General features: G+C 54.1%; 15 protein-coding genes. 13 read left to right on the forward strand and 2 right to left on the reverse strand.

Annotation, left to right across the window (positions count from 1 at the left end):
* Positions 1 to 111 precede the first annotated feature (111 nt).
* Complete coding sequence (locus tag ACMWLG_RS13260; RefSeq protein ID WP_045403393.1) at positions 112 to 2,016, reverse strand: ABC transporter ATP-binding protein; 1,905 nt, start codon at positions 2,014 to 2,016, stop codon at positions 112 to 114.
* A 135-nt stretch (positions 2,017 to 2,151) separates the two neighbouring features.
* On the opposite strand from ACMWLG_RS13260, the gene kefG reads away from it, so the two are divergent.
* The 4 genes from kefG to slyD all read left to right on the forward strand — a co-directional run bounded on the left by kefG (position 2,152) and on the right by slyD (position 5,410).
* A complete protein-coding gene (gene kefG, locus ACMWLG_RS13265; RefSeq protein ID WP_021242220.1) occupies positions 2,152 to 2,706 on the forward strand; it encodes a glutathione-regulated potassium-efflux system ancillary protein KefG in 555 nt (184 codons plus the stop codon).
* Positions 2,706 to 4,511, forward strand: coding sequence for a glutathione-regulated potassium-efflux system protein KefB (gene kefB, locus ACMWLG_RS13270; RefSeq protein ID WP_023309462.1), 1,806 nt, complete (start codon positions 2,706 to 2,708; stop codon positions 4,509 to 4,511). The genes kefG and kefB overlap by 1 nt, the downstream gene beginning before the upstream one ends.
* Positions 4,512 to 4,524: 13 nt before the next feature.
* A complete protein-coding gene (locus ACMWLG_RS13275; protein ID WP_033146793.1) occupies positions 4,525 to 4,725 on the forward strand; it encodes a YheV family putative zinc ribbon protein in 201 nt (66 codons plus the stop codon).
* Positions 4,726 to 4,819: 94 nt separating this feature from the next.
* Entirely contained in the window at positions 4,820 to 5,410 is a 591-nt protein-coding gene (slyD, locus tag ACMWLG_RS13280) for a peptidylprolyl isomerase (protein WP_014833521.1), read from the forward strand.
* Positions 5,411 to 5,607: 197 nt separating this feature from the next.
* On the opposite strand, the gene ACMWLG_RS13285 is transcribed toward slyD, so the two are convergent.
* Positions 5,608 to 5,826: a protein SlyX gene (locus tag ACMWLG_RS13285; RefSeq protein WP_023309461.1), complete on the reverse strand. Its 219-nt coding sequence runs from the start codon at positions 5,824 to 5,826 to the stop codon at positions 5,608 to 5,610.
* Between the two features lie 238 nt (positions 5,827 to 6,064).
* Between ACMWLG_RS13285 and fkpA the strand changes: the two genes are divergently transcribed.
* The 9 genes from fkpA to ACMWLG_RS13330 all read left to right on the forward strand — a co-directional run.
* Positions 6,065 to 6,883: an FKBP-type peptidyl-prolyl cis-trans isomerase gene (fkpA, locus tag ACMWLG_RS13290; protein WP_023309460.1), complete on the forward strand. Its 819-nt coding sequence runs from the start codon at positions 6,065 to 6,067 to the stop codon at positions 6,881 to 6,883.
* Between the two features lie 167 nt (positions 6,884 to 7,050).
* Complete coding sequence (locus ACMWLG_RS13295; RefSeq protein ID WP_003861697.1) at positions 7,051 to 7,773, forward strand: transcriptional regulator; 723 nt, start codon at positions 7,051 to 7,053, stop codon at positions 7,771 to 7,773.
* Entirely contained in the window at positions 7,773 to 8,159 is a 387-nt protein-coding gene (gene tusD / locus ACMWLG_RS13300) for a sulfurtransferase complex subunit TusD (RefSeq protein ID WP_023309459.1), read from the forward strand. Before ACMWLG_RS13295 ends, tusD begins: the two co-directional genes overlap by 1 nt.
* The gene (gene tusC, locus ACMWLG_RS13305) at positions 8,159 to 8,518 is read left to right on the forward strand and encodes a sulfurtransferase complex subunit TusC (RefSeq protein WP_045403396.1); all 360 of its coding nucleotides are present in this window, start codon (positions 8,159 to 8,161) and stop codon (positions 8,516 to 8,518) included. Before tusD ends, tusC begins: the two co-directional genes overlap by 1 nt.
* 7 nt (positions 8,519 to 8,525) lie before the next feature.
* Complete coding sequence (gene tusB / locus ACMWLG_RS13310) at positions 8,526 to 8,813, forward strand: sulfurtransferase complex subunit TusB (RefSeq protein ID WP_023309457.1); 288 nt, start codon at positions 8,526 to 8,528, stop codon at positions 8,811 to 8,813.
* 124 nt (positions 8,814 to 8,937) lie between these two features.
* Positions 8,938 to 9,312, forward strand: coding sequence for a 30S ribosomal protein S12 (gene rpsL / locus ACMWLG_RS13315; protein WP_000246815.1), 375 nt, complete (start codon positions 8,938 to 8,940; stop codon positions 9,310 to 9,312).
* Positions 9,313 to 9,408: 96 nt separating this feature from the next.
* Positions 9,409 to 9,879 carry a 30S ribosomal protein S7 gene (gene rpsG / locus ACMWLG_RS13320; RefSeq protein WP_004106370.1) on the forward strand — a complete coding sequence of 157 codons (471 nt, stop codon included), beginning with the start codon at positions 9,409 to 9,411 and terminating at the stop codon, positions 9,877 to 9,879.
* 96 nt (positions 9,880 to 9,975) lie between these two features.
* Positions 9,976 to 12,090: an elongation factor G gene (fusA, locus tag ACMWLG_RS13325; protein ID WP_008503004.1), complete on the forward strand. Its 2,115-nt coding sequence runs from the start codon at positions 9,976 to 9,978 to the stop codon at positions 12,088 to 12,090.
* 69 nt (positions 12,091 to 12,159) lie between these two features.
* A partial coding sequence (locus ACMWLG_RS13330) for a GTP-binding protein (protein WP_227537806.1) occupies positions 12,160 to 12,468 on the forward strand: 309 nt, incomplete at its 3' end.

A 12,468-nucleotide genomic window follows, 5' to 3' on the forward strand; every position in this document is an offset into this window, starting at 1 on the left:
AGCGCGATGCTGATTCTTGTCGGAAATTTACGAGACTTTCCGAATTGTACCCCGTTTAAGCTGGATTTCCGAACCCGGTACGGATTCTGTTCTTCAAACGGGGTAAACAGGTCAGTCAGCCTGCAGCATCGCTTCCAGCTGTTCCTGCGCGTCGAGCCACGCCATCTCGCACTCTTCGAGACTGGATTTGGTCTTCGCCTGGGTTTGCAGGCAGTCGGTCAGCTCCTCTTTGCGGCTCTGGTCATACAGGCCGCTATCGCCAAGCTTCTCTTCAACGACAGCCAGCGTGGCGTTGAGTTTTTCCATCTCTTTTTCGAGACGGGTAATCTCTTTACGCAGCGGCTGCGTCTGGGTGCGAAGCTCCGCTTCACGACGCTTCTGGTCTTTACGCGCCTGCGCGCTGTTGGCGTTGTCTTTCGCTGACTCTTCCGGCTGGTTTTCCTGCTTCTGCACGTCCGTCAGCCACTGCTGGTAGTCTTGCAGATCGCCGTCGAACGGTTCAACTTTGCCGCCGTGCACTAAATAGAGATCGTCCGTGGTGGAGCGGATCAGGTGACGATCGTGCGAAACCACCACCAGCGCGCCTTCGAACTCAATCAGCGCTTCGGTCAGCGCCTGGCGCATGTCGAGATCCAGGTGGTTGGTCGGTTCATCGAGCAGCAGCAGGTTCGGGCGCTGCCAGACGATCAGCGCCAGCACCAGGCGGGCCTTTTCGCCGCCGGAGAAGCGCTCGGTGTTTTCAGTCACCTTATCGCCCTGGAAGCCAAAGCCGCCGAGATAGTCGCGCAGCTTCTGCTCCATCTCCTGCGGCGCCAGACGCGCGAGGTGCTGAATCGGCGATTCATCCGCGCGTAAAAATTCCAGCTGATGCTGGGCGAAGTAACCCAGCTTGATGCCCTTCGCGAGGCCGATTTCGCCGCTGACCGGGTTAAGCTCGCCCGCCAGCAGTTTGATCAGCGTCGATTTACCGGCGCCGTTACGCCCCAGCAGGCCAATGCGTGAACCCGGCACCAGGTTGAGCTTGATGGAATCGAGAATAATGCGGTCGGCATAGCCCGCGCTGACTTTCTCCATCTTCAGCAGTGGGTTAGGCAGGCTTTCCGGCTCGCGGAAGCTGAAGTGGAACGGGTTATCCACGTGCGCCGGGGCGATCATCTCCATACGTTCCAGCATCTTGATGCGGCTCTGGGCCTGCTTGGCTTTTGAGGCTTTGGCCTTAAAGCGATCCACAAAGCTCTGCAGGTGCGCCACGCGCTGCTGCTGGCTTTCGTACATGGACTGCTGCTGGGCGAGACGCGTCGCGCGCTGGCGTTCGAAGGAGCTGTAGTTGCCGGTGTACTCGAACATCGTTTGCTGTTCGATATGAATGATTTTATCCACTACCGGGTCAAGGAAGTCGCGGTCGTGGGAGATCAGAATCAGAGTGCCCTGATAGCTCTTGAGCCACTTCTCCAGCCAAATAACCGCATCGAGATCGAGGTGGTTGGTCGGTTCGTCAAGCAACAGCAGGTCAGAGCGGCAGATCAGCGCCTGCGCCAGGTTAAGACGCATACGCCAGCCGCCGGAGAAGTCGCTGACCGGGCGTTCAAGCTGTTCGTTGCTGAAGCCCAGGCCGTGCAGCAGGCTGGAGGCGCGGGAGCGAATGGTCCACGCGTCGATGGCGTCCAGCTTGCCGTGAACGGTGGCGATGGCGTGGCCGTCGTTGCGCTCGTTAGCAGCATGAAGTTCCGCTTCGAGCTTGCGGTATTCACGGTCGCCGTCGATAACATAGTCGAGTGCCGGTTCGCTCAGCGCCGGCGTCTCCTGGTTTACCCAGGCGAGCTGCCAGTTTCCCGGGAAGGTAAAGTTACCGCCATCCGCGCTAATCTCGTTTTTCAGCAGCGCCAGCAGGGTGGATTTACCGCAGCCGTTTTTGCCGACCAGACCCACTTTTTGGCCCGGGTTGATGGTAGCAGTGGCGTTATCCAGCAGGACGCGCACGCCGCGACGAATTTGTAACGAGGAGAAAACAATCATAGAAGCGCCGTATGTTCCGACTATGTTAATTTGTCATTATGATAATGTAAGGTGTGGGCCATTTTCCGCACCGGGCCGCCATGGTAGCCCAAAACAGCGACGATACACAAAAACAGAAACAAGACCGGGAGGGGAATGATGTCTCAGACAGCAAAAGTGCTGCTGCTGTATGCCCATCCGGAATCTCAGGACTCGGTGGCAAACCGGGTGCTGCTTAAGCCGGCCACACAGCTTAGTAACGTAACGGTGCATGATCTCTACGCGCACTATCCTGATTTCTTTATTGATATCCCTTACGAGCAGGAACTGCTGCGTCAGCATGACGTGATTGTGTTCCAGCATCCGCTTTATACCTATAGCTGTCCGGCGCTGCTGAAAGAGTGGCTGGACCGAGTGCTGAGCCGGGGCTTCTCCAGCGGGGTGGGGGGCAACCAGCTGGCGGGAAAGTACTGGCGTAGCGTGATTACGACCGGTGAACCCGAAAGCGCTTACCGCCACGACGGGCTGAACCGTTATCCGATGAGCGACATCCTGCGGCCATTCGAGCTGACGGCGGCCATGTGCCGTATGCACTGGATGAGCCCGATTATTGTCTACTGGGCGCGGCGTCAGGATCCGAAAGAGCTGGCAAGCCACGCCAGAGCCTATGGTGAATGGCTGGCGTCACCCATTCCGGCAGGAGGTCGTTAATGGAAGGATCGAATTTGCTCCTCGCCGGGGTGCTGTTTTTATTTGCGGCCGTCGTCGCGGTGCCGCTTGCTGCACGGATTGGTATCGGCGCGGTGCTGGGGTATCTGCTGGCGGGGATCGCGATTGGCCCCTGGGGGCTGGGATTCATCAGCGATGTCGATGAGATTCTCCATTTCTCCGAGCTGGGCGTGGTGTTCCTGATGTTCATCATCGGCCTGGAGCTGAATCCTTCGAAATTGTGGCAGCTCCGACGCTCTATCTTTGGCGTGGGCGCCGCGCAGGTGTTGTTCAGCGCCGCGATCCTGGGTGGCCTGTTAATGCTGACCAACTTTTCATGGCAGGCGGCGGTGATTGGCGGGATAGGCCTTGCGATGTCGTCAACGGCGATGGCGCTGCAGCTGATGCGCGATAAGGGGATGAATCGCAACGAAGCCGGTCAGCTGGGCTTTTCGGTGCTGCTGTTCCAGGATTTGGCGGTGATCCCGGCGCTGGCGCTTGTGCCGCTGCTGGCGGGGTCCGGGGACGATCACTTCGACTGGGCTAAAATCGCCATGAAGGTGCTGGCCTTCGCGGGCATGCTGATTGGCGGTCGTTTCCTGTTACGTCCCGTGTTCCGCTTTATTGCCGCGTCGGGCGTTCGCGAGGTGTTTACCGCCGCGACGCTGCTGCTGGTGCTGGGATCGGCGTTGTTTATGGACGCGCTGGGGCTGTCGATGGCGCTCGGGACCTTTATCGCCGGGGTGCTGCTGGCGGAGAGCGAGTATCGTCACGAGCTGGAAATTGCCATCGATCCCTTCAAAGGGCTGCTGTTAGGCCTGTTCTTTATTTCGGTGGGGATGGCGCTTAACCTCGGTGTGCTCTATACCCATCTGCTGTGGGTGGTCGTGAGCGTCGCCATCCTGGTGGCGGTGAAGATGCTGGTGCTGTACGTGATGTCACGTATCTACGGGCTGCGCAGTTCGGAACGCATGCAGTTTGCCAGCGTGTTGAGCCAGGGAGGCGAGTTCGCGTTTGTGCTGTTCTCCACCGCATCCTCCCAGAAGCTGTTTAAAGACGATCAGATGGCGCTTTTGCTGGTGACGGTCACGCTGTCTATGATGACCACGCCGCTGCTGATGAAGCTGGTGGATAAACTGCTGTCGCGTCGCCTGAATCCAACTGACGATGAAGACGAAGCGCCGTGGGTGGAAGACGACAAGCCGCAGGTGATTGTGGTGGGCTTTGGCCGTTTCGGACAGGTTATCGGGCGTTTGCTGATGGCGAACAAAATGCGCATTACGGTACTGGAGCGGGATATCAGCGCGGTCAACCTGATGCGTAAATATGGCTACAAGGTTTACTACGGCGACGCGACCCAGCTCGAGCTGCTGCGATCGGCGGGGGCGGAAGCGGCAGAGTCCATCGTAATTACCTGTAACGATCCGGAAGACACGATGAAGCTGGTGGAGCTGTGCCAGCAGCATTTCCCGCATCTGCATATTCTGGCGCGTGCGCGGGGACGTGTTGAAGCTCACGAATTGTTGCAGGCGGGTGTGAAACACTTCTCCCGTGAGACGTTCTCCAGTGCGCTGGAGCTGGGCCGTAAGGCGCTGATCTCGCTCGGCATGCATCCGCATCAGGCGCAGCGCGCCCAGATGCACTTCCGCCGGCTGGATATGCGGATGTTGCGCGAGCTGATGCCGGTACATACCGATACGGCGCAGATCTCCCGCGTGCGGGAAGCGCGTCGCGAGCTGGAGGAGATCTTCCAGCGAGAGATGCAACAGGAACGACGCCAGCTTGATGGCTGGGATGAATTTGAATAAAGGGTAACGAAAGATGGCTGTACGTAAACGCTTTATCGCGGGTGCAAAATGCCCGACCTGCCAGGCGCAAGATACCCTGGCGATGTGGCGGGAAAATAATGTTGATGTTGTTGAGTGTGTTAAGTGCGGTCACCAGATGCGTGAGGCCGATAAAGAGGCCCGCGATCACGTTCGCAAAGAAGAGCAAGTTATCGGGATTTTTCATCCGGACTAGCGATATGCCCTGAGTTTTTTTAAGCTAAAGGGTACACGGGTGCAGATTTCCGCTACAATCTGCGCCAGCAATTTTCCCACGCTCAGGAGATATCATGAAAGTAGCAAAAGACCTGGTGGTCAGCCTGGCCTATCAGGTACGTACAGAAGACGGTGTGTTGGTTGATGAGTCTCCGGTGAGTGCGCCGCTTGACTACCTGCATGGTCACGGTTCCCTGATTTCTGGCCTGGAAAACGCGCTGGAAGGTCATGAAGTTGGCGACAAATTTGACGTTGCTGTAGGCGCGAACGACGCTTACGGTCAGTATGACGACAACCTGGTTCAGCGCGTTCCTAAAGACGTGTTCATGGGCGTTGACGAACTGCAGGTTGGCATGCGCTTCCTGGCTGAAACTGACCAGGGTCCGGTTCCTGTTGAAATCACCGAAGTGGAAGATGACCACGTCGTGGTTGACGGTAACCACATGCTGGCTGGCCAGAACCTGAAGTTCAACGTAGAAGTTGTTGCGATCCGTGAAGCGACCGAAGAAGAGCTGGCTCATGGCCACGTTCACGGTGCACACGGTCACGACCATGACCACGATCACGGCCACGACGGCTGCTGCGGTGGTCACGGCCACGATCACGACCATGGTCACGACCACGGTAAAGGTGGTTGCGGTAACGGCGGCTGCGGCTGCCACTAATACCCGTCGTCTTTCAAGTCGCAGGTGCGTTGGCTGCGCTTTCAAACCCCTGTCACATAGTTATCTATGCTCCCGGGGATTTTCAAGCTTGCCGCCTTCCTGCGACTCGAAATCCATAGGGTATTTGGTATGTAGGCCCGGTAAGCTTCGCGCCACCGGGCACAAAAAAAGCGGGATTATCCCGCTTTTTTTACGCCTCAATAATGAGGAGGTGGCGTCTCTTCTGACTGAGAGGCAATGTTTGACGGCTGTGTAGCCTTCAGCTTTTCCGTCAGCAGGCGCATATGATCCCGCAGTTTTGCCATTTCGAGCTCATGTGCGGTCACGGTCTGGTTTAGCTCTTCGATGGTGATGTCCTGAAAAGCCAGGCGGCTTTCCAGCTCAGCCATTCTCGCTTCTATTGCTGTATCCTTCATCATTCACCTCGTTTGTTTCAGATTCGCCATAATGGCCCTGCGGCGGCGCAGTTTAACTGAGTTTATCCTTAAGTACAGTCTGCATCCCTTTGGCAGGAAACTTATTTAAACAAAAATAGTCTGAAAAGTGGCGAGAATTGGAAGTGTCTGTCTGTAGATTTCTTCCGCAACGTTTTATAGTACGTAACTCATTTACGTTTAACGCTGGGGTGAGAGTCCCCAGGCCCTGGAGATATGGATGAAATCACTGTTTAAAGTAACGCTGCTGGCGACGACGATGGCTGTTGCGCTGAACGCGCCGCTGTCATTCGCTGCTGATACTGCTGCGAAGCCTGCTGCCACTGCAGACAGCAAAGCGGCGTTCAAAAATGACGACCAGAAATCCGCCTACGCACTGGGCGCATCTCTGGGTCGCTACATGGAAAACTCTCTGAAAGAACAAGAGAAACTGGGCATCAAACTGGATAAAGCTCAGCTGATCGCGGGCGTTCAGGACGCATTTGCTGATAAGAGCAAGCTGTCTGACCAGGAAATTGAACAGACTCTGCAGGCGTTCGAAGCGCGCGTGAAGGGTGCCGCGCAGACCAAGATGGACGCGGACGCTAAAGACAACGAAGCGAAAGGTAAAGCCTACCGCGACACCTTTGCCAAAGAGAAAGGTGTGAAAACCTCTTCTACTGGCCTGGTGTACAAAGTTGAGAAAGAAGGCACCGGCGATGCGCCTAAAGACAGCGACACCGTTGTTGTGAACTACAAAGGTACGCTGATCGACGGTAAAGAGTTCGATAACTCTTACACCCGCGGTGAGCCGCTCTCCTTCCGTCTGGATGGTGTGATCCCGGGCTGGACTGAAGGCCTGAAAAACATCAAGAAAGGCGGCAAGATCAAGATGGTTATCCCACCGGATCTGGCCTATGGCAAAACCGGCGTTCCGGGTATCCCTGCTAACTCTACGCTGGTCTTTGACGTAGAGCTGCTGGATATCAAACCGGCACCGAAAGCGGATGCGAAAGCAGACGCACCGGCTGACGATAAAGCCGCTGCTGCTAAGAAGTAATGTTGAAAAAAAACCGCCGCCTTTAAGGCGGCGGTTTTTTTATTGTGGGGCAGATATAATTAACACTGGAAAGCGCTACGCACGCTGTATTAATTTAGTTGTCCGTGTAGATAATGAGCCTGCCCTGAAAACCTAACGACAGGCTCCTGAAAAGGAGTGTTTTTTTCATGTCCAGGTCGCTTTTAACCAACGAAACCAGTGAACTTGATTTGCTGGATCAACGTCCTTTCGATCAGACCGACTTCGATATTCTGAAATCCTACGAAGCGGTAGTGGACGGGTTAGCGATGCTCATTGGCTCCCACTGCGAAATCGTATTGCACTCCCTGCAAGATCTGAAGTGTTCCGCCATCCGCATTGCGAATGGTGAGCATACTGGCCGTAAAATTGGTTCGCCAATTACCGACCTTGCATTGCGTATGCTGCATGACATGACCGGCGCGGACAGCAGCGTCTCCAAATGCTATTTCACCCGCGCCAAAAGCGGCGTGCTGATGAAATCAGAAACCATCGCGATTCGAAACCGCGAGCATCGTGTTATTGGGCTGCTGTGCATCAACATGAACCTTGATGTGCCATTCTCGCAAATCATGAGCACCTTTATTCCACCAGAAACGCCGGATGTTGGCTCTTCTGTTAACTTTGCCTCCTCTGTTGAAGATCTGGTGACGCAGACGCTTGAGTTTACGATTGAAGAGGTGAATGCCGATCGCAACGTCTCGAACAACGCCAAGAATCGTCAGATCGTGCTCAATCTTTATGAAAAAGGGATTTTTGATATTAAAGACGCCATCAACCAGGTGGCCGATCGTCTGAACATCTCCAAGCACACGGTCTACCTCTACATTCGCCAGTTCAAAAGCGGCGATTTCCTGGGACAAGACAAGTAATGCGTTTTGCGTTAATGGTGACAGGCCCGGCGTACGGTACTCAGCAGGCCAGCAGCGCGCTGCAGTTTGCGCATGCGCTACTGGCGGCCGGACACGAGCTGGCGAGCGTCTTCTTCTATCGGGAAGGGGTGTATAACGCGAATCAGTTTACGTCACCGGCGAGCGACGAGTTCGATCTGGTGCGTTCCTGGCAGGCATTAAACGAAAAGCAGGGCGTAGAACTGCACATCTGCGTGGCGGCGGCACTGCGCCGCGGCGTGACCGATGCAACCGAAGCCGCGCGTCTTGGTTTATCGGGTTCTAACCTGCAGCCCGGCTTTTCGTTGAGTGGCCTGGGTGCACTGGCACAGGCGGCATTGACCTGCGACAGAGTGGTGCAATTCTGATGAAGCGTGTCGCGTTTGTTTTTTCCTCCGCACCGCACGGCAATGCGTCAGGCAGAGAAGGGCTGGATGCGCTGCTCGCGACCTCAGCATTGACCGAAGATATCGGTGTCTTCTTTTTGGGCGACGGCGTATTTCAGCTTCTGGCGGGGCAACAGCCTCAGGCCATTCTGGCGCGTGATTACATCGCAACGTTCAAAGTGTTACCGCTTTACGATATCGAAACCTTCTATGTCTGTGCCGACTCCCTGGCCGCGCGCGGTTTAAACGAGGCAACGCCTTTCGTGCTGGATGTGAAAGTCATGTCTTCTGCTGCATTGCGCGAACACCTTTCCCACTACGACACCGTTCTGACTTTCTGAGGCTGACATGCTCCATACTCTGAGCCATTCACCGTGGCAATGTGATATCGACGCGTTACTGAGTATGCTGCGCGAAGGTGATGATCTGCTGCTGATTCAGGATGGCGTGCTTGCCGCACTGGAAGGCAGTCGTTTCGTTGAAATTCTCACGAATGCCCCCATAACAGTCTCTGCGCTGAAGGACGATCTGGATGCGCGGGGTCTTTCTGGTCAAATTTCAACCAAAATTGACGTGGTTGGCTATACTGATTTCGTCAATCTTACTGTGACGCACGCCAGTCAAATGAACTGGTGATTTGAGATCGCTGTATATTTCTTGACACCTTTTCGACGTAGCCCTAAAATTTCGCGTCCTCATATTGTATGAGGTCGTTTTATTACGTGTTTACGAAGCAAAAGCTAAAACCAGGAGCTATTTAATGGCAACAGTTAACCAGCTGGTACGCAAACCACGCGCACGCAAAGTTGCAAAGAGCAACGTGCCTGCGCTGGAAGCCTGCCCGCAGAAACGTGGTGTATGTACTCGTGTATATACCACCACTCCTAAAAAACCAAACTCCGCACTGCGTAAAGTATGCCGTGTGCGTTTGACTAACGGTTTCGAAGTGACTTCCTACATCGGTGGTGAAGGTCACAACCTGCAGGAACACTCCGTGATCCTGATCCGTGGCGGTCGTGTTAAAGACCTTCCGGGTGTTCGTTACCACACCGTTCGTGGTGCGCTCGACTGCTCAGGTGTTAAAGACCGTAAGCAGGCTCGCTCCAAGTACGGCGTGAAGCGTCCTAAGGCTTAATGGTTCTCCGTTAAGTAAGGCCAAACTGATTTATCTTAATGTCAAACTAAACTCTTTGAGTTTTGGACAATCCTGAATTAACAACGGAGTATTCCCATGCCACGTCGTCGCGTCATTGGTCAGCGTAAAATTCTTCCAGATCCGAAATTCGGATCAGAACTGCTGGCAAAATTTGTAAATATCCTGATGGTAGATGGTAAAAAATCTACTGCAGAAGCAATCGTATACAGCGCGCTTGAGACCCTGGCTCAGCGTTCTGGTAAAAATGAACTGGAAGCTTTCGAAGTCGCTCTCGACAACGTTCGCCCAACCGTAGAAGTTAAGTCCCGCCGCGTTGGTGGTTCTACTTATCAGGTTCCAGTTGAAGTTCGTCCGGTTCGTCGTAATGCTCTGGCAATGCGTTGGATCGTTGAAGCTGCTCGTAAACGCGGTGATAAATCCATGGCTCTGCGTCTGGCGAACGAACTTTCTGATGCTGCAGACAACAAAGGTACTGCAGTTAAGAAACGTGAAGACGTTCACCGTATGGCAGAAGCCAACAAGGCGTTCGCACACTACCGTTGGTAATCCCTTCGGAGTATTAGTCACCAGGCGGGCGCTTCAGAGAAGCCGCCCGCTCTGGGTAACTTAACTGAACGCCTAAAGATATAAACGAGGAATCAAATGGCTCGTACAACACCCATCGCACGCTACCGTAACATCGGTATCAGTGCGCACATCGACGCCGGTAAAACCACTACTACCGAACGTATTCTGTTCTACACCGGTGTAAACCACAAAATCGGTGAAGTTCATGACGGCGCAGCCACCATGGACTGGATGGAACAGGAGCAGGAGCGTGGTATCACTATCACCTCCGCAGCGACTACTGCATTCTGGTCAGGTATGGCTAAGCAGTACGAACCGCATCGCGTAAACATCATCGACACCCCAGGGCACGTTGACTTCACCATCGAAGTAGAACGTTCCATGCGTGTTCTTGACGGCGCGGTAATGGTTTATTGCGCAGTTGGTGGTGTTCAGCCACAGTCTGAAACCGTATGGCGTCAGGCGAACAAATATAAAGTTCCACGCATCGCGTTCGTTAACAAAATGGACCGTATGGGTGCTAACTTCCTGAAAGTTGTTGGCCAGATCAAAACCCGTCTGGGCGCGAACCCTGTTCCGCTGCAGCTGGCAATTGGTGCTGAAGAAGGCTTCACCGGCGTTATCGACCTGGTGAAAATGAAAGCCATCAACTGGAACGATGCAGACCAGGGCGTTACCTTCGAATACGAAGATATCCCAGCTGCAATGCAGGACCTGGCTGACGAATGGCACCAGAACCTGATCGAATCCGCTGCTGAAGCTTCTGAAGAGCTGATGGAGAAATACCTGGGTGGTGAAGAACTGACTGAAGAAGAGATCAAAAAAGCTCTGCGTCAGCGCGTTCTGAACAACGAAATCATCCTGGTAACCTGTGGTTCTGCGTTCAAGAACAAAGGTGTTCAGGCGATGCTGGATGCGGTAGTTGACTACCTGCCATCCCCGGTTGACGTTCCTGCGATCAACGGCATCCTGGACGACGGTAAAGATACTCCGGCTGAGCGTCACGCAAGCGACGAAGAGCCATTCTCTGCACTGGCGTTCAAAATTGCTACCGACCCATTCGTGGGTAACCTGACCTTCTTCCGCGTTTACTCTGGTGTGGTTAACTCCGGTGACACCATCCTGAACTCCGTGAAAGCGGCGCGTGAACGTTTTGGCCGTATCGTACAGATGCACGCTAACAAACGTGAAGAGATCAAAGAAGTTCGTGCGGGCGACATCGCTGCAGCTATCGGTCTGAAAGACGTGACCACTGGTGACACCCTGTGTGACCCGGATCACCCGATCATTCTGGAGCGTATGGAATTCCCTGAGCCGGTAATCTCCATCGCAGTTGAACCAAAAACCAAAGCTGACCAGGAAAAAATGGGTCTGGCTCTGGGCCGTCTGGCGAAAGAAGACCCATCATTCCGCGTATGGACTGATGAAGAATCTAACCAGACCATCATCGCTGGTATGGGTGAACTGCACCTGGACATCATCGTTGACCGTATGAAGCGTGAATTCAACGTTGAAGCGAACGTGGGTAAACCTCAGGTTGCTTACCGCGAAGCGATTCGCGCGAAAGTTACCGACATTGAAGGTAAGCACGCTAAGCAGTCTGGTGGTCGCGGTCAGTACGGTCACGTTGTGATCGACATGTACCCACTGGAGCCGGGCTCTAACCCGAAAGGTTACGAGTTCATCAACGACATCAAAGGTGGTGTAATTCCTGGCGAATACATCCCAGCCGTTGATAAAGGCATCCAGGAACAGCTGAAAGCGGGCCCTCTGGCTGGCTATCCGGTTGTTGATATGGGTGTTCGTCTGCACTTCGGTTCTTACCACGACGTTGACTCCTCTGAACTGGCGTTTAAACTGGCTGCGTCTATTGCCTTTAAAGAAGGCTTTAAGAAAGCAAAACCAGTTCTGCTTGAGCCAATCATGAAGGTTGAAGTAGAAACTCCTGAAGAGAACACCGGTGACGTTATCGGTGACTTGAGCCGTCGTCGCGGTATGCTGCGTGGTCAGGAATCCGAAGTAACTGGCGTTAAGATCCACGCTGAAGTTCCGCTGTCTGAAATGTTCGGATATGCAACTCAGCTGCGTTCTCTGACCAAAGGTCGTGCATCATACACCATGGAATTCCTGAAGTATGATGATGCGCCTAACAACGTTGCTCAGGCCGTTATTGAAGCCCGTGGTAAGTAATCCACAGGATTAAAACCTAAGTCCCGTGCTCTCTCCACAGGGGAGAGCACTATAGTAAGGAATATAGCCGTGTCTAAAGAAAAATTTGAACGTACAAAACCGCACGTCAACGTTGGTACTATCGGCCACGTTGACCATGGTAAAACTACCCTGACTGCTGCAATCACTACCGTTCTGGCTAAAACCTACGGTGGTTCTGCTCGTGCATTCGACCAGATCGATAACGCACCAGAAGAAAAAGCTCGTGGTATCACCATCAACACTTCCCACGTTGAATATGACACCCCGACTCGCCACTACGCACACGTAGACTGCCCAGGCCACGCCGACTATGTTAAAAACATGATCACCGGTGCTGCGCAGATGGACGGCGCGATC

Source organism: Enterobacter sp. 01-M-02-SI-ECC (genome assembly GCF_047530595.1).
In the GTDB taxonomy this organism is placed as follows: Bacteria; Pseudomonadota; Gammaproteobacteria; order Enterobacterales; family Enterobacteriaceae; genus Enterobacter; species Enterobacter cloacae_M.

Coding starts and splice junctions, on each gene's coding strand:
- ACMWLG_RS13260 (WP_045403393.1), bottom strand. CDS start 2,016: ATGATTGTTTTCTCCTCGTTACAAATTCGTCGCGGCGTGCGCGTCCTG.
- kefG (WP_021242220.1), top strand. CDS start 2,152: ATGATGTCTCAGACAGCAAAAGTGCTGCTGCTGTATGCCCATCCGGAA.
- kefB (WP_023309462.1), top strand. CDS start 2,706: ATGGAAGGATCGAATTTGCTCCTCGCCGGGGTGCTGTTTTTATTTGCG.
- ACMWLG_RS13275 (WP_033146793.1), top strand. CDS start 4,525: ATGGCTGTACGTAAACGCTTTATCGCGGGTGCAAAATGCCCGACCTGC.
- slyD (WP_014833521.1), top strand. CDS start 4,820: ATGAAAGTAGCAAAAGACCTGGTGGTCAGCCTGGCCTATCAGGTACGT.
- ACMWLG_RS13285 (WP_023309461.1), bottom strand. CDS start 5,826: ATGAAGGATACAGCAATAGAAGCGAGAATGGCTGAGCTGGAAAGCCGC.
- fkpA (WP_023309460.1), top strand. CDS start 6,065: ATGAAATCACTGTTTAAAGTAACGCTGCTGGCGACGACGATGGCTGTT.
- ACMWLG_RS13295 (WP_003861697.1), top strand. CDS start 7,051: ATGTCCAGGTCGCTTTTAACCAACGAAACCAGTGAACTTGATTTGCTG.
- tusD (WP_023309459.1), top strand. CDS start 7,773: ATGCGTTTTGCGTTAATGGTGACAGGCCCGGCGTACGGTACTCAGCAG.
- tusC (WP_045403396.1), top strand. CDS start 8,159: ATGAAGCGTGTCGCGTTTGTTTTTTCCTCCGCACCGCACGGCAATGCG.
- tusB (WP_023309457.1), top strand. CDS start 8,526: ATGCTCCATACTCTGAGCCATTCACCGTGGCAATGTGATATCGACGCG.
- rpsL (WP_000246815.1), top strand. CDS start 8,938: ATGGCAACAGTTAACCAGCTGGTACGCAAACCACGCGCACGCAAAGTT.
- rpsG (WP_004106370.1), top strand. CDS start 9,409: ATGCCACGTCGTCGCGTCATTGGTCAGCGTAAAATTCTTCCAGATCCG.
- fusA (WP_008503004.1), top strand. CDS start 9,976: ATGGCTCGTACAACACCCATCGCACGCTACCGTAACATCGGTATCAGT.